Annotated in this window: 18 protein-coding genes; 5 read left to right on the forward strand and 13 right to left on the reverse strand. The window is 75.2% G+C overall.

The window, feature by feature from the left end; all coding sequences use genetic code 11:
- Positions 1 to 66 precede the first annotated feature (66 nt).
- Together O7604_RS22150 and O7604_RS22155 are read right to left on the reverse strand one after the other, a co-directional pair.
- Complete coding sequence (locus O7604_RS22150; protein WP_269705682.1) at positions 67 to 825, reverse strand: hypothetical protein; 759 nt, start codon at positions 823 to 825, stop codon at positions 67 to 69.
- Positions 825 to 953 (reverse strand): hypothetical protein, encoded by a 129-nt coding sequence (locus O7604_RS22155; RefSeq protein ID WP_281577632.1) that lies wholly within the window; start codon positions 951 to 953, stop codon positions 825 to 827. Before O7604_RS22155 ends, O7604_RS22150 begins: the two co-directional genes overlap by 1 nt.
- Positions 954 to 1,512: 559 nt before the next feature.
- On the opposite strand from O7604_RS22155, the gene O7604_RS22160 reads away from it, so the two are divergent.
- Positions 1,513 to 2,121, forward strand: coding sequence for a hypothetical protein (locus tag O7604_RS22160; RefSeq protein ID WP_281577633.1), 609 nt, complete (start codon positions 1,513 to 1,515; stop codon positions 2,119 to 2,121).
- Positions 2,122 to 2,589: 468 nt separating this feature from the next.
- Here the strand turns inward: O7604_RS22160 and O7604_RS22165 are convergent, their stop codons facing one another.
- The 8 genes from O7604_RS22165 to O7604_RS22200 form a co-directional block, all read right to left on the reverse strand.
- Complete coding sequence (locus O7604_RS22165) at positions 2,590 to 3,072, reverse strand: phage tail protein (protein WP_269705685.1); 483 nt, start codon at positions 3,070 to 3,072, stop codon at positions 2,590 to 2,592.
- Between the two features lies 1 nt (position 3,073).
- A complete protein-coding gene (locus O7604_RS22170; protein WP_281577634.1) occupies positions 3,074 to 4,330 on the reverse strand; it encodes a phage tail sheath subtilisin-like domain-containing protein in 1,257 nt (418 codons plus the stop codon).
- Positions 4,331 to 4,346: 16 nt separating this feature from the next.
- Positions 4,347 to 5,027, reverse strand: coding sequence for a carboxypeptidase-like regulatory domain-containing protein (locus O7604_RS22175; protein ID WP_281577635.1), 681 nt, complete (start codon positions 5,025 to 5,027; stop codon positions 4,347 to 4,349).
- Positions 5,024 to 5,632, reverse strand: coding sequence for a glycine zipper family protein (locus O7604_RS22180; protein ID WP_269705688.1), 609 nt, complete (start codon positions 5,630 to 5,632; stop codon positions 5,024 to 5,026). Before O7604_RS22180 ends, O7604_RS22175 begins: the two co-directional genes overlap by 4 nt.
- A 13-nt stretch (positions 5,633 to 5,645) precedes the next feature.
- Positions 5,646 to 5,990, reverse strand: coding sequence for a hypothetical protein (locus tag O7604_RS22185; RefSeq protein WP_194799225.1), 345 nt, complete (start codon positions 5,988 to 5,990; stop codon positions 5,646 to 5,648).
- 145 nt (positions 5,991 to 6,135) lie between these two features.
- Positions 6,136 to 6,963: a DUF3153 domain-containing protein gene (locus O7604_RS22190; protein WP_281577636.1), complete on the reverse strand. Its 828-nt coding sequence runs from the start codon at positions 6,961 to 6,963 to the stop codon at positions 6,136 to 6,138.
- Positions 6,964 to 7,142: 179 nt separating this feature from the next.
- Complete coding sequence (locus O7604_RS22195; RefSeq protein ID WP_281577637.1) at positions 7,143 to 7,616, reverse strand: nitroreductase/quinone reductase family protein; 474 nt, start codon at positions 7,614 to 7,616, stop codon at positions 7,143 to 7,145.
- A gap of 76 nt (positions 7,617 to 7,692) precedes the next feature.
- The gene (locus O7604_RS22200) at positions 7,693 to 8,682 is read right to left on the reverse strand and encodes a LacI family DNA-binding transcriptional regulator (protein ID WP_281577638.1); all 990 of its coding nucleotides are present in this window, start codon (positions 8,680 to 8,682) and stop codon (positions 7,693 to 7,695) included.
- A 118-nt stretch (positions 8,683 to 8,800) separates the two neighbouring features.
- Here O7604_RS22200 and O7604_RS22205 point away from each other — a divergent pair, with 118 nt between their 5' ends.
- Together O7604_RS22205 and O7604_RS22210 are read left to right on the forward strand one after the other, a co-directional pair.
- On the forward strand, positions 8,801 to 10,060 hold the full coding sequence (locus tag O7604_RS22205) for an MFS transporter (protein ID WP_281577639.1): 1,260 nt from the start codon (positions 8,801 to 8,803) through the stop codon (positions 10,058 to 10,060).
- Between the two features lie 88 nt (positions 10,061 to 10,148).
- On the forward strand, positions 10,149 to 10,481 hold the full coding sequence (locus O7604_RS22210) for a hypothetical protein (protein ID WP_030499339.1): 333 nt from the start codon (positions 10,149 to 10,151) through the stop codon (positions 10,479 to 10,481).
- Positions 10,482 to 10,514: 33 nt separating this feature from the next.
- Here O7604_RS22210 and O7604_RS22215 read toward each other — a convergent pair whose 3' ends face one another.
- A complete protein-coding gene (locus O7604_RS22215; protein WP_281577640.1) occupies positions 10,515 to 10,877 on the reverse strand; it encodes a CrcB family protein in 363 nt (120 codons plus the stop codon).
- Positions 10,878 to 10,899: 22 nt separating this feature from the next.
- Positions 10,900 to 11,370 (reverse strand): CrcB family protein, encoded by a 471-nt coding sequence (locus O7604_RS22220; RefSeq protein WP_281577641.1) that lies wholly within the window; start codon positions 11,368 to 11,370, stop codon positions 10,900 to 10,902.
- A 240-nt stretch (positions 11,371 to 11,610) separates the two neighbouring features.
- Between O7604_RS22220 and paaK the strand changes: the two genes are divergently transcribed.
- Both paaK and paaI read left to right on the forward strand, forming a co-directional pair.
- Positions 11,611 to 12,918, forward strand: coding sequence for a phenylacetate--CoA ligase PaaK (gene paaK, locus O7604_RS22225; RefSeq protein WP_281577642.1), 1,308 nt, complete (start codon positions 11,611 to 11,613; stop codon positions 12,916 to 12,918).
- A 1-nt stretch (position 12,919) separates the two neighbouring features.
- Positions 12,920 to 13,327 carry a hydroxyphenylacetyl-CoA thioesterase PaaI gene (paaI, locus tag O7604_RS22230; RefSeq protein WP_281577643.1) on the forward strand — a complete coding sequence of 136 codons (408 nt, stop codon included), beginning with the start codon at positions 12,920 to 12,922 and terminating at the stop codon, positions 13,325 to 13,327.
- Positions 13,328 to 13,400: 73 nt separating this feature from the next.
- On the opposite strand, the gene O7604_RS22235 is transcribed toward paaI, so the two are convergent.
- Positions 13,401 to 15,272 (reverse strand): adenylate/guanylate cyclase domain-containing protein, encoded by a 1,872-nt coding sequence (locus O7604_RS22235; RefSeq protein ID WP_281577644.1) that lies wholly within the window; start codon positions 15,270 to 15,272, stop codon positions 13,401 to 13,403.
- Positions 15,273 to 15,333 lie beyond the last annotated feature (61 nt).

The raw sequence follows: 15,333 nt of genomic DNA on the forward strand, positions 1-15,333 counted from the left end.
CGTCGCCGCTCCGGGGAGTCGTGCTCGCGGGGGCGGGGCGGCGCGAGGCGCCGGTCGCGTTGCCGCTCACGGGGTGCCTCCCGTGGTGACGGTGTCCGGCGCGACGGTGGCGGCGCCGACCGGCGGGACGGCGAGCGCGGTGCCGGCGGGCACGGTGAGCGGGTCGGTGATCCGGTTGTGCTCGGCGAGCAGCCGCCACCGCAGCGGCGAACCCAGCGCGTCGTGGGCGAGCAGGTCGAAGCGCACCCCGGACCAGCCCGGCTCGGCCGCGCCGTCGGCGGCGGCGACCACCGCAGACCCGGGTGCGACAGCGGGTGTGCTCGCGGCGGCCAGTTCCTCCTCGAACCCGGCGCGCGCCGCCTCCGCGCCCTCCGCGACGCGGACCAGCCTCAACCGCAGCCAGGACCGCCGGGGCGTACCGGTGAGGGTGAACGCGTCGAAACGTTCCGCGATCGCGGTGATCACGCCCGGTACGTTCCACGTCTTGCCCCAGACCAGGCGGACCAGCGGCGGGCGCAGCCAGCCGTGCTCGACCGCCGAGTTCTCGGCGAGCATCCACAGCGGCCGGGTCAGCGCGCGCACGTCCTCGGGGCGGGCCGGGGACTCCACGAAGTCGACGTCGAAGAGCAGATCGAGGACCAGTTCGGTACGTCCGCCGCCGGTGAAGACCAGCGGGTCGTCGGCCAGCCCGGCGCCGGTGAGCGGCCCGTCCGGTCCGCCGCGCGGCCGTACCCCGGCCAGCCGCGTCACCTGCACGGTCTCCGGGTTGAGCAGGCAGTCGACGCGGGTGCCGGACTCGTCCACGAGGAAGGCGACGCGCTCCATCAGCCACCCGCCTGTTCCCGGTCCAGCCGGGCCGTGTCGCTCCACGGTGTGGTCCGCTCGGGAACCCACGCCGGTTCGGCCGGGAGCACCGGCCACGGGTCCGGGTGCGCGGCGCCGTCGCCGGTCACGCGGCCGGTCGACGCCGGGCTCGTCGCCCGGCGCGGGCCGGCGTCGTCCGGGAGTGCCGGCCAGGGCCCTTCGGTCGCGGGCCGTTGCCACCGTCGCGTCCGGAACTCGCCGCCCGGCGCCGGGCCGAGCCCTCGAGGGTACGGCGAACCGGCGACCCGCCCCGGGTAGTGGTCGACGTATCCGCTCCCGTCGCGACGAACCGCCGATCCGGTTCGGCTGCCCCCGGTGCGCGCGGCCGGTCCGCGCGGCGACGACGGGGGCGCGGCCGCGAAGGCGAGCGGGAACACGTCCCCGCGATCGGGCGACAGGTCCGCTCCGGCGGCGTCATGCCGATGCCGTACCCGGCTCCGGCCGACCGGCGGGAGGTGCCGGAGCGCCTCCATCCGATCCGCGCCGAGGCCGGGTCGTTGCTCGGGCGGTGACGGCCGGGCCGGGTCGTCGGAGGGGACGGGGCTCTGCGATCCGCGCGCGTCACGGCCGCCGTCCGGGCCGGTGCGCCGGTGAGCGCCGGCGGGCGTGCCGGCGCCGGTGGACGTGCCGCGGCGATCCTTGCTGCCGGTGCTGCCGGTGCTGCCGGTGCTCGCGCTGCGGTTCCCTGTCGCTGTCGACCGTCTGGTGCCGGCCACTCCTGCGGAGGTTGTGTCCGTGGTGCCGGTGCCGGCGCCGGTGGACGTGCCGGTGTTGATGCTGGTGCCGGTGCTGGTGCTGGTGCTGGTGCCTCCGCCGGTGTTGATGCTGGTGCTGGTCTCGGTGCCTCTGCCGGTGGCGGGTGTGCTGCGGGTGTCCGGCCCGCCGACGGTGTCTCGCGATCCGGACCGGTCGGCGATGCACGCTGAGCTCGCCCTGCCCGCCGAGCCGGCCGGACCGCCTGACGTCACGCAACCGCCTGACGTGACGCAACCGCCTGACGTCACGCACCGGCAGGCTGGAGAACCCGCGAGCGACCCGGCATCGCCCGGCCGCCCTGCGTCGCCCGAGTGGCATCGGGTCTCCACCGTCGACGGTGAGGTCTCCGGCCCCGCCGTGCCCTCCCCACCATCTGCCCGCGCGGACGCCGTCCCCGTCCCGGACCGTGCCGCACCCCGCGCGTTCCACCCCGAGTGCGCCGATCTCCCACCCCCTGAGATCCCCGTCTCACCTCCCGGGAGCCGCGGAAGATCTTGGTAGGAAGTGGCCCCTATGGGGGCCTTTTCGTACCAAGATCTCGACGGGTCGTTGCGGGAGACGGCGAGTCGGTTGATCAACTGGGCCTTCCACGTCCGCCACAGGCCCTTCCGGCGCCGCTCGGCGGGGGGCGGGGCAGGGATGGCGGGTGGGGGAAGGTCGCGGAGCAGGCCGGGGGCGTGCGCCGCCACCAGGCGCCGCCAGTGCTCGGGCGGCTGCCCGGCCGTGCGCGGCACGACGTCCGGGGAACCCGCGGAGCCCGGGCGGTCCGGGAAGTCCGCAGAGCCCGTGGAGCCCGTGGAGCCCGTGGAGCCCGTGGAGCCCGCGAAGCCCGAGGAGCCCGCGGGTTCCGGTGAGCCCGCGGAGAACGGGAGGTCCGCAGAGCCCGGGAAGTCCGGGAAGGATGGTGAGAGCGGCGTGCCCGGTCCGGAGAGGCGATCGGCGGTGGCCCGCAGGGCGCGGGCCAGCCGGTCACGTGGTCGCCGGGGCGGCGGCACCGCCGGCCTCCAGTTCCAGGCCCTCGTACGCCAAGGTAAGCGCCTCGATGGCGATCTCCTGCGACAGGGTGTTCAGGTGCGCGCCCCGCCACCGGGTCGGCCACGCGTTGATCATGTTCCAGCGCAGCACCTCGGCGGTGCCGGCCGGGTCCAGCAGCACCACCGACACGTTGCGCCGGTTCACGGTGCCCTTGGCCGCCGCGTTCACCCAGTCCCACAGCTCGCGGGAGCTGGTCAGGCCGAAGTGGAGGGTGACCGGGGCGTACTCGACCTGGCCGGGCACGGCCCGGATGCGCTCGTTGCCCGCCTCCCGGTACGACAGCGCCGGTATCGCCACCTCGAAGCCGCTGACCTCGGTGAAGTGCCCGTTGGTGATGCCGTTGATGAGCAGCTTGAAGTGGTACGCCCGGTACGGGTCGACCGGTGCGCCCGGCTGCGGCGTGGCAGTGGTGGGCATGTCAGCCTCCGATCGTCTCGGTCTCGGTGCCGCCGGCCCACTGGCTCAGCTTGAACACCACGAACTCCGCGGGCTTGACCACCGCGATGCCGATGTGGGCCACCACCATTCCGGCGTCACGGACGTCGGCCGGGTTGGTCTCCTCGTCGCACTTGACGAAGAACGCCTCCTCGGGCGTCCGGCCGAGCAGCGCGCCGTCGCGCCACACCCGGGTGAGGAACGCGCCGATGTCCCGGCGGATCGAGCGCCACAGCGTGAAGTCGTTCGGCTCGAACACCATCCACCGGGTGCCGTTGGCGATGGCCTGCTCGATGGAGATGGACAGCCGCCGCACGTTCAGGTAGCGCCACTCGCTGGCCTCGGCGGCGAGCGTCCGGGCCCCCCACAGCCGGATGCCCTCACCGGCGAAGAACCGGATCACGTTGACGCCCTTGGGGTTGAGCACGTCGTGCTCCGGCCGGGTCACCCGGTACGCGAGGTCGACGGCGCCGCGTACCGGCTCGTTGGCGGGCGCCTTGTGCACGCCCCGCAGCGCGTCGGTGCGGGCCCAGATGCCGGCGACGTGCCCGCTCGGCGGGGTGAGCACGAGGTCGCCGCTGAGCGGGTCGCGGACCCGGATCCAGGGGAAGTAGAAGGCGGCGAAGTCCGACTGCCGAGGCCGGTCACCGCCGGTGCCGGGCGGTTCGTCGTCGGCGTCGCCCGGCGTACCCTCGGCGGGTTTGTCGGGCGACGCGGCCGACCCGGACGACGCGGGCTTGGGCGGCTTGCCCGGCGTGGCGACGCGGGTGAGCCGCGAGACGTCGGTGACCTCCGGCGGCGGGTCGCAGATCGCGACCATGGTGCGCAGCCGCTCGGCCATGCTGATCAGGGCCTCGTGCGAGACCGGGTCGTGGTAGCCGGGCGCGGCCACTATGGAGATCTCGTCGATCGCCTCCAGCAGTTCCAGGCCGCCGCGCCGCCCGCCGGTGCCGGTGAGCCGGCCGCCCTCGCCGACGTTGACGACCCAGCAGCGGGTGCCGCCGTTGTCCAGGAAACCGAACACGGCCCGGGCCAGCGGCGTGCTCTCCAGGTGCTCGCCGTCGGCGTACAGCCGCAGGAACTCGGTCCAGCTGTTCACCGCCAGCGCCTCGCCGACGTGGGCGCCGCGGTCGGGCGCGATCCCGACGAACGCGGCGGTGCTCATGCCGACCGGCCCGATCGGGCGGGCCCCGCTGGGCACCTCCTCGACGTAGATGCCGGGGGAGAAGTAGGTGGGCATCGGTCCTCCTCGGACGTCAGTCGGGCGCGCGGACGACGATCAGGTGATCGCCGTCCGGATCGAGTTCGGCGGTGTGGACGCGTCCCGCGCCGACCAGCCGGATCCGCACCGGGGCGTCCGGCGCGTCGGGGTCGTGCGGCACGCCGGCCAGCCGGAACCGGCCGGCGGCGTCGGTCTCGGTGGCCTGGGCGGTGCCCACCAGCTCCACCCGGACGGCGGCGAGCGGCTGGTCCTGCGGGCCGACCACCCGGCCGTCGAGCGTGCGCATGCCGAGCTGCCGCAGTCGCAGCGGCCGGCGTACCGGCGGAGCGACCGGGACCGGCCGCTCCACCCGGGCCGGCGCGTCGAGCAGCAGCGCAGGCCGGGGCGCCACGCCCAGCGCCCGCCACAGCGCCGGGTCGCCGGCGGCCAGCACCAGCTCCGGCCGGCCCGCCGTGGTGGCGGCGGTGAGCACCCGGTCCAGCGCGGGCAGCGCCGCCGGCCCGCCGCCCGCGACCAGCAGGCGGACCACGAACCGGTACGGCTCGCGCGTCGCGCCGCCGGTCGCGGTCTGCCGGGCCGGTCGCAGCTCCAGCGGCCAGACCGTGAGACCGCCGTCGGGGTCGTCGCGCGGCGGACCGACCGGTACGGGTTCACCCGCGACCCCGGCCAGCCAGCTCGCGACGTCCGCGACGGCCGCCTCGATCGCGCCGGTCATCGCGGTGGCGTCCCCTGGATGCGGTACGCGATGGCCTCGTTCCACACGTGCGGGTAGACGCCGATCTCGAAGTAGCGGGTGAACCGGTTGATCGGCGCGTTGGTGTGGTCGTGCCAGAGCAGCCACACCGGAGCGATGGTGAACAGCACGTAGTTGAGCGCCACCAGCGGCAGGTAGAACGGGCCGAGCAGCCGGGCCTGGAACACGTGCACGTCCTCGTGCCGCTGGATGCCCGGGCTGGACCCGGCGCAGACGGTGCCGATGGTGGTGGCGTACCGGGGGGAGACGCCCTCGATCACGTTGACCCGGCCGCTGCCGGCCGAGACGATCCGGTCGAGCTGGTGGCCGAAGACCAGGTGCAGGGCCAGGAAGAGCGCCCCGGCGAACGTGTTGAGCAGGCTCCAGGTGTGGTCGACGACGAAGAGGAAGATCCCCTTCGGGTCGGCGCCGTACGTCCCGGCGGAGGCGGACGCCCAGCCGAAGGGCGCGCCGAGGAGCAGTCCGACGACCGCGCCGACCAACAGCCCGACGGTGCCGGCGGCGAGTTGCCCGAGTACGGCGCCGAAGACGACCTGGACGGCGGCGCTGAGGATGCCGAAGATCATGGGGTCACCTCTCTCAGACCCAGGAGCGGACGTAGCGGGGCTCGCGGCCCTGGGCGAGCTGGCTCGGCGACGCCTGCGTCGGCTGCCGGTTGCCAGGGGGGAGCTGGTTGATGCCGAGCGCGGCGGAGAAGATCACCAGACCGTTGAAGAACGCGATGATCCACTTCTCCGGGCCGGCGTCGGTGGCGAACGCGGCGGTGAGGTAGGACAGCAGGAGCGCGAAGCCCAGCGCGATCCACTTGCGCGCCTTGTCGCCGCTCGGTCCGATCAGCCCGCCGATGACGTTCGTGGCGAGCAGGGTGGCGGCGCTGGCGCCGGTGAGGCTGCCCAGGGCGGCCCAGGTGAAGAGATCGTTCACGGCGATCCCCCTCTTGTCACGGTGCGGTGGTGCGGTCGGGGTGGGATGGTGCGGCGGCGTCCGGGTCACTGACTCCAGGTTCCGCCCGGTGTGCTCGTGGGCCGCCGGCGCGGGCGCCGTCGGTGGTCGGTGGGTCCGGCCCGGTTCAGGCCGGTGGACCGGTGGGTGGTGCGGGTGCGGGCGGGGCGCCGGTGCCGGCCGGGGCCGGGCCGGTGGCCGCCGTCGCGGTGGGGGCGGCCGCCGGATCGGGGACGCCACGGGAGCGCCGTCGCCGCAGCAGCAGGACGAGCACCACGCCGGCGACCAGCAGCAGGACGACCACGGCGGCGACGACCGGCAGCCAGGGGAAGGAACCGTTCCCGGTCACCACGGCGGCCGGGCTGGTGGCGGGCGGCGGGGGCGCCTGGGCGACGGCGCGCAACTCGGCCGGCTTGGGCTGGTTGGCGATCACCTTCCAGCTGACCGAGCGTCCGGTGACCGTGCCGTTGGTGTCGAGCACCCGGCCGGGGAACGTCACCGAGATCTCGAACGCCATCAAGGTCATGAACGCCTGTTGCTGGCGCGGATCCTGCTGCCCGAACTTGCCGCCGTATTTCTGCGGGTCCAGCGGGAGCGAGAAGCGAATGAGATCCTCGTCCCGGACAAGATTCACACTTTCGCTCGTGAATTGTGCCAGTGGCGTTTTCCGGTACGTGATCTGAATGCCGTACGAGGTGGCGTCCTCGTACCGGGTCTCCGCTCCGGGCGGAAGTGAGGGAATGTTCGGCCGCAGTTCGGCGAACGCCACCGCCGGATCCGGGTTCCGCTGCTTGAGCACGGACTTCGGTGCGGTGAGCAGGAGCTGACCGGAGACCGTGTCGTCGTCGTTCACGGTCAGCCCGAGGTTGAGCTGCATGCAGCCGCTCATTATCGCCACGAGGGCGAGACACACCGCGAGGCCGAATGCGCGGCTGCGGCGGAGTCTCGTATTCATGCGCTCAGTGTGAGCCGGTGCCGGTCGCCGGGCAGTCCGTGATCGGTCGCCGTTCTGTCGCCGATCTTACCGGCTCCCTCTCCCGTTCGGACGACCTCGAAAACGCGAGCGATAGATATTCTGAAGGATTGTCGCGACGCAGATGTCGACGGCCTTCCTCGCCGGAGCGTGAGCCGCCGTCACCGCTCCGGGGACTCCGCCGCGACGATCCGGAAGACCGGGATGCCGGCGGCGACCCGGGCGAACTCGGCCAGCGGGGCGTGCCGGTCCACCGGTACGTGCGGGCGCGCGCCCGGGGCGAGCGCGAGGTGCCGGCGCAGGATCGGCGGCCGCTGCGCCACCGGCACCTCGACCAGCCGGACCGGCTCGCGGCGGCGACGGCGCAGCACCACCCGGCCGCCCGCGGCGCGCACGTTCGCCACCCAGTTGGCCCGCTCGCCCAGCATGGACACGACGTACCGCTCGCCGTCGTGATCGGCGACCACGATCGGCACCGAGACGGTCCGCCCGGTACGGCGGCCGGGCACCTCCATGGTCATCCAGTGCGCCGGGGCGAGACCGGCGCCGTACTGCCACGCCGACAGCGCGTTCATCATCCGGGCCAGCCGGTTCGGCCGGCCGCCCCGGTACATCCACGTCATGGCTCCGCCCATCGGGATCCCTCCTTCTCCCGTATCCATTGACGGGCGGGCGCGCCACGGCGGCCAGGGCCGACCGGCCCGTACCGGCTCAGGCGCTGTCGCGGGTGACGAGCGTCGACGGGAACGGGGTGCTCGGGGCGACCGGCTCACGCGTCAGCACGGCAGTGGCCGCGGCGGCGGCGATCCGGTCGACCGGGTGGGTCGCCGTGGTCAGCGGCGGGCTGCTGATCGCCGCGTACGGCAGGTCGTCGAACCCGGCCACCGCCACGTCGTGCGGTACGCGGATGCCGCGCCCGCGCAGCGCCGCGATCACGCCGAAGGCGGTGGCGTCGCTGGCCGCGTAGACCGCGTCGGCGTCCCGCCACCGGCGCAGTGCCTCCAGCGCCGCCCGGCCGCCCCGCGCCGCGGTGAAGTCGCCGGTGACCAGCCGCTCCGGCGCCCCCGCCTCCCGCATCAGCTCCCGGTACGTGGTCACCGAGCGCTCGGCGCAGCTCAGCCAGCGCGGCCCGGTGACCATGACGATGCGGCGGCGGCCGGTGGCGTACAGGTGACGCAGCACCTCGCCGGCGCCTCCGGCGTTGTCGACGTCGAACGACGGCACCGCCGGCGAGCCCTGACCGATCGAGACGATCCGGCCGCGCAGCCTCGGCGGCACCGCGTCCAGCGCGGCCTGGGTCGTGTTGACCAGGACCACGCCGCAGACGCCCCGGTCCGCGCCGAGCCGGGCCAGCCCGGACGGGTCGGCCAGTGGCAGCCACTCCAGCGCCACGCCGATGCCGTGCGGCGCGCACACCCGCGACGCCGCGCTCACCACCCGGTGCACGTACGGGTCGTCCAGGACCGTGTCGTCGCGGCCCACCACGGCCACCACCAGGCGTACGCCTGCTCCGCGCACCAGCGAGCGGGCCGCGAGGTCCGGCACGTAGCCGAGGCGGTCGGCGGCGGCGTGCACCCGCGCGCGAGCCTGCGCCGAGGTGAAGCCGTAGCTGCCGAGGACCCGGGAGGCGGTGGCCCGGGAGACCCCGGCGTCGCGGGCCACGTCGTCGAGGGTGGCGGGGCGTGCGGTCGGCGTACCCATGTCCGCATCATGCCTGCTCCCGCCCGGATGGGCGATGCCATAACAGCGCTTGTGGTGGAAGCGCTCTCAGGTGTGCGATTGTCGTCGGGAACCAGACGGGGGAAGGGACCACAGCACCGTGAGCAGCACCATCGACGCACCGGCCGGGAAGCGGCCACCGGCGCCCCGTGCGGTGCTGAGCGCCCGTAACGGCGTCGCCGTCGTCTTCGCCCTCAACGGGCTCGCGGTGGCGAGCTGGTTCTCCCGGGTCCCGGCGGCCCAGGACGCGCTCGACCTCAACCCGGGTGGGCTCGGCCTGCTGCTGCTCTGCGCCTCGGCGGGCTCGCTGCTGGCGATGCCGACCGCCGGCCTGGTCACCCAGCGGCTCGGGCCGGCGCGCACGGTGGCCGTGTCGGTGGTGCTGGTCTCGCTCGGCCTGACCGTGGCGGGTCTGTCCGCCAGCCTGGCAGGCTCGGTCGCCGGGGTGGGGCTCGGCCTCGCCGCGTTCGGCTTCGGCTCCGGCCTGTGCGACGTGGCGATGAACGTCGAGGGCGCGGCCGTGGAGAAGCGCCTCGGCTACACCATCCTGCCCCGGTTCCACGCCGCCTGGAGTCTCGGCTCGGTGGCCGGGGCCGGGCTCGGCGCCGGCGCCGCGCACTTCGGCGTACCCGTCGGCGTACACCTGCCGGTCCTGTCCGTGCTGATCCTGGCCGGCACGCTGGTCGGCGCCCGGGCGTTCCTCGCGGCCACCGCCGAGGCGGCCGGGGCCGGGGAGCCGGCGGCCCGGCGCCAGGCGCTGCTGGCCGCCTGGCGCGAGCCCCGCACGCTGCTGATCGGGCTGCTCGTGCTGGTCATGGCGTTCACCGAGGGCAGCGCCAACGACTGGCTCGCGGTGGCGTTCGTCGACGGGTACGGGGTCGACGAGGCCGTCGGCGCCGCCGTGTTCGGCGTGTTCGTGGTGGGCATGACGATCGGCCGCACCGTCGGCACCGTCGCCATCGACAGGTGGGGCCGGGTGCCGGTGCTGTTCACCACCATCGCGATGGCGTCGGCCGGTGCCGCGCTCGCCGTGCTGGCCGGGAACGGCCCCCTCGCGGTGGCCGGCGTCGCGCTGTGGGGACTCGGCGCCTCGCTCGGCTTCCCGGTCGGGATGAGCGCCGTCGCCGACGACGAGGACAAGGCCCCGGCCCGGGTGAGCGTGGTCGCCGTGATCGGCTACACCGCCTTCCTGGCCGGCCCGCCGCTGCTCGGCTTCCTCGGCGACCACTTCGGCGTGCTGTCCGCGCTCGTCGTGGTGCCGCTGCTCCTGCTGCCCACGCTCGCGCTGGTGCCGGTGCTGCGGGAACGCCCCGCAGCCCCGGACGCGCAGGCCGGCGCCCCGACGGCGAAGGTCGGCTGAGCCGCTTCAGCCGCCTCCCACCGCGCTCCCAGCCGCCTGTCAGGCGGGCGTGCTGCACTGGAGCGAACGCCGAGGAGAGGAGGCGGGCATGGGCTGGTTCAGCCGCCGGGCCGCCGACCCGACGACGCCCACGAAGCTCGACCGCGAGGCGACCAAGGAGGACCTGGCGCAGCTGGAGGCGTTCGTCACCAGCCGGCGCGGGGTCGAGTTCTACCTGGAACCGGAGACCACCGCCACCGACACGACGGTGGTCGCCATCGCGCACGACGGCGAGTGGATCCGCCGCCGTACCGGTTCGCCCCGTGCCGCCGGCAAGATCGCCCAGAAGCACGCGGTGCCGCTGTACGAGGCGGCCCGCACCGGCTACCCGGAGCGGATGCGGGCGTGGAACCGGGCCCACCCGGAGCGCCGGGCCCGCTGACGGTCCGCCCCGCCGACCGGCTGACCGCTCCGGTCAGCCGGTCAGCGCGGCGACCAGCGCGTAGCCGAGGAACGCCGCGCCCAGGCCCGCGGTCACACTGAGTGCCACATTCGCGTACGCGAGGCGGCGCCCGCCCGCACGGGCCAGGCGCAGCGTCTCGTAGCTGAGCGTGGACCAGGTGGTCAGCGCGCCGCAGAAGCCGGTGCCGGCCAGCGCGGTCACGCCCGGGTCGACGGGTGCCGCGAGCAGGCCGCCGAGCAGCAGCGACCCGGCCACGTTGACGGTCAGCGTGCCCCACGGGAACGGCGAGCGGTGCCGGGCCTGCACCGCCCGGTCGGTCAGGTAGCGCAGCGGGGCGCCGATCGCGGCGCCGATCGCGACGAGCAGGACGGTCATCGGGCCGCCACCGTCCCGGCGGTCACGAGGTCCGCCCGTGCCGGGCGGCCAGCAGCCGTGCGGTCACCGTGTCCCCGGCGGCGACCGCCGCCAGCGCGCCGAGCACTGTGGCGGCCAGGTAGGCGCCCGCCGTACCGGGCGCGCCGTCGGTCAGCAGCCGCTGCGCGTCGACCGCGTACGCGGAGAAGGTGGTGAACCCGCCGAGCACGCCGACCCCGAGGAACGGCCGGGTCAGCGGGTGGACCGGCCGGGCGGCGAGCACCGCCATCAGCACGCCGATGAGCAGGCATCCGGTGACGTTGACGGCGAACGTGGCCCAGGGGAAGTCGCCGGGCTGGTGCGGCAGGGCGGCCTGGGCGCCCGCCCGCGCGAGCGCGCCGAGCACGCCTCCGGCAGCGATCACGCCGAGCACCGCCGCCGGGTGCGCGGACAGTTCCGTCCGGTCCGCCGGTACGAGCAGGTCGACGTCAGGATCGACCCGGGGATCCGACACGACACCTCCCACCAGCACCCGCGAGCATAACCCCGCCCTCCCGCCCCGCCCCCGCCCCGCTCCCGGCGATCTTGCGGTTTCGGCCCCGGCGAAGGGCGCGAACCGGACACCCGAGGGGCGGCAAGTGCAAGATCGCGGGGGAGGGGGTGGGGCCGGCCGGGGAGGGTGGGGGCGGGCGTACGGTGGGCGGGATCGCCCCGGGGCGGCGGCGTCCGGGGTCCCTCGTACCAGGAGGTCACCGTGGAGGAGCGCACGCCCCGTCCGGAGGAGCTGGATCCCGTCGAGCGGATCGGCGTCGACGAGCTGCGCGCGCTGCAACGGGACCGGCTGCGGCACTCGCTGCGGCACGCGTACGACAACGTGCCCCACTACCGGCGCGCGTTCGACGCCCTCGGCGCGCACCCCGACGACCTGCGTGACCTGGCCGACCTGGCCCGCTTCCCGTTCACCACGAAGGCGGAGCTGCGGGAGAACTACCCGTTCGGCATGTTCGCGGTGCCGCGCGAGCGGATCGCCCGGCTGCACGCCTCCTCCGGCACCACCGGGCGTCCCACGGTGGTCGGCTATACCCGCGCCGACCTGGACACCTGGGCGAAGCTCATGGCCCGCTCGATCCGGGCCGCCGGGGGCCGCCGCGGCGACCGGGTGCACGTCGCGTACGGCTACGGGCTGTTCACCGGCGGCCTCGGCGCGCACTACGGCGCCGAGGAGCTGGGCTGCACCGTCGTGCCGGTCTCCGGCGGCATGACCGAGCGTCAGGTCACGCTGATCCGCGACCTCGAGCCGGAGGTCGTCATGGTGACCCCGAGCTACATGCTCGCCATCGTCGACGAGATGGAACGCCAGGGGATCGACCCGCGCGCCACCTCGCTGCAGGTGGGGATCTTCGGTGCCGAGCCGTGGACCGAGGACATGCGCCGTGAGCTGGAGCAGCGCCTGGACATGCACGCGCTCGACATCTACGGCCTGTCCGAGGTGATGGGCCCGGGTGTGGCGGTCGAGTGCGTGGAGACCAAGGACGGCCTGCACCTGTGGGAGGACCACTTCTACCCGGAGATCATCGACCCGGTCACCGGAGAGGTGCTGCCCGACGGACAGCGGGGTGAGCTGGTGCTGACCTCGCTGACCAAGGAGGCCATGCCGGTCGTCCGCTACCGCACCCGCGACCTGACCCGGCTGCTGCCCGGCACCGCCCGCCCGATGCGGCGCATCGAGAAGATCACCGGGCGGACCGACGACATGATGATCGTCCGCGGGGTGAACGTCTTCCCGACCCAGATCGAGGAGCTGATCCTGCGTACGCCGGCGTTGTCGCCGCACTTCCAGTGCGTGCTCGACCGGCGGGGCCGGCTCGACACGCTCACCGTGCACGTGGAGCGGCGCGCGGGCACCGCCGCCGACGAGGCCGAGCGGGCCGGCGCCGCTCTCGTCGAGCAGGTGAAGAACACGATCGGGGTGTCGGTGGCGGTACGGGTGATCGAACCGGACGGGGTGGAACGCTCGATGGGCAAGATGCGCCGCATCGTCGACCAGCGGCGGGAGTCCTGAGATGGCCGGTGACGGCGACCGTACCGCGGCGCACGACATGTTCGACGCCGACGTCGCGTCCAAGGGGCTCGGCATCGAGCTCGTCTCGGCCGGCGACGGCGCGGCGGTGGCCCGGATGCGGGTCACCCCGGCGATGCTCAACGGGCACGCGATCGGGCACGGCGGCTTCGTGTTCCTGCTCGCCGACACCGCCTTCGCGCTGGCCTGCAACAGCCACGGCCCGGCGACGGTGGCGGCCGGCGGCGAGATCAGCTTCCTGCGCCCGGTCCGCGAGGGCGACCTGTTGGAGGCGTACGCCACCGAGCGGGTCCGGCACGGCCGCAGCGGCATCTACGACGTGACGGTGCGGCGCGGCGACGAGGTGGTGGCCGAGTTCCGGGGACGCAGCCGCACCATCGCCCGCGACTGATCCGACCGGCCCGGCCGCCGGGTGACGTCCCGGCCGGAGTGGCCCCGTGCCCGCTCCGACCCGGACGTCACGCTCATGCGGCCAGCCCGAGCGTGTGCCCGCCGGGCTCGGTTCTTCGCCGGCCCACCCGCCCGGGCCGTCCGGGCCACTGCGTGACGCCCGGTCCGGCCCGCACCGGCTGCCCCGGCCGTCCGGGCACCACCCGGAGCGGGTCGGAGCGATCGAGCCGGTCCGGCGGGACGGGCGCCGGTCGGGCCCCTCCACCCGACCGGCGCGACCGTCCCGCCCCGAGCGGGCACACGTCCCGCTCGTCGGCGTCCCGGACCGGGACGCCGGTTCCCGCTCCCGGCACGCGGCCGGCAGCGGTGTCCTTCGCGGTACGCAGGCGGCGGGCGAAGTCGGCGCGTACCGCACGCGACAGCCGCAGCGCGGCCACCCGGGCCACCAGCGCGTCGACCGCCCAGGCACCGGCGGCGAGCGGGTGTACCAGCCCGGCCGCGGCCAGCGCCCGCAGCACCGGCTCGGCCCGGCCGGCGGGCCAGCCGAGCATCGCCTCCACCGCGGCGGCCACGACCGGGCCACCCCGGGCGGCCCCGGCCAGCAGCGCCGCCCGGTGCGTACCGTCGAGCCGGTCCAGCCGGGCGTCCACCAGGCGGCGCGCGAACGCCGGCACGCCAGCGGGCTCGCCGGCCGGATCGGCCGACGCGTACGCGGTCGCGACGGCCGGATTGCCGCCGACCAGCGCGACCAGCCGGCCGGCGAGCGCGGCCGGTCGCCCGGCCCGGTGGAGCAGGTGCCGCAGCAGCCGCCCGGTGTCCGACGCATCCAGCGGCTCCAGCGGGATCCGCCGCGCCGGCGCGGGCAGCGGGTCGGCCGAGCCGGCGCCGCACGTGGTGACCACCGCCAGCGGCAGTCCTCGCTCGTCCGCCGCCACGTGGAGCTGGTGCAGGAAGCGGCGCAACGCCGGGGCGGCCCGGTCCAGGTCGTCCACCGCGACCACCAGCGGCGCGTCGGCGGCCAGGCCGAGCAGCGCCTCCCGGCAGGCGACCACGGCGCGGGCCGCCACCGTGTCGTCGTCCGGCGCGGCGAGGAACGCGGCGAGCGCACCACCGCCCGGACCGTCCCCGGCCGGACCGCCCGGCCGGGGACGGACCAGGCCGGCCAGCGGCGCCAGTTCGCCGCACGGGTACGGCGGGCAGGCTGTCACCCGCACGCGCACCGGCACACCGTCCACGCTCGACACGGCGCGGGTCACCTCGTGCAGCAGCCGGCTGCGGCCGCTGCCCGGCGGACCGACCAGGGAGATCCACCGGGGACGCCGCTCCCGCAGGGCCCGGCTCACCTCGTCGGCGGCGCTCGCCACCTCGCGGCGACGGCCGACGAGCGGCGTACGATGCCGGGCCGGCCTGCTCCCGGCCGCCCCCGTGACCCGCCACACGTCCAGCGGAAGCGCCTTGCCGGCGAGCGTCAGCGTGGCGAGTGGACGCTGCTCGACCAGGCCGGCCACCGCGTCCCGGGTGACCGGGCAGACGACGACTCCGCCCGGCGGCGCGTGCTCCTGGAGGCGGGCCGCCGTGGTGATGACCGCGCCGCTGGCCGCGCCGTGGCCGCCGTCCCGGACCCCGGCCAGGTCCAGCAGCACCTCGCCGGTCGCCACGCCCACCCGCACGCGCAGCCGGACACCGGCCGGCCGTCGCCGCGCCAGCGCGGCCTGGATGTCCAGCCCGGCCCGCACCGCCCGGTACGCGTCCAGACCGTCCGAACCGGACGCGCCGAACAGTGCCATCACGGCGTCGCCGACGTACTTCTCCACCACGCCCCGCCAGCGGCGCAGCACGGAGGCGACGGTACCGAAGTAGGCGCGCTGCAGCGCCCGTACGTCTTCCGGGTCGAGCCGCTCGACCAGACGGGTCGAGCCGACGATGTCGACGAAGAGGACGGTCATGACACGTCGTTCCTCGGGCACCGGCCGGCACGCCGCGATGACGGCTTTCCGACTCCCCACG

The sequence above is a fragment of the Micromonospora sp. WMMA1947 genome (assembly GCF_027497355.1).
Lineage (GTDB): Bacteria > Actinomycetota > Actinomycetes > Mycobacteriales > Micromonosporaceae > Micromonospora.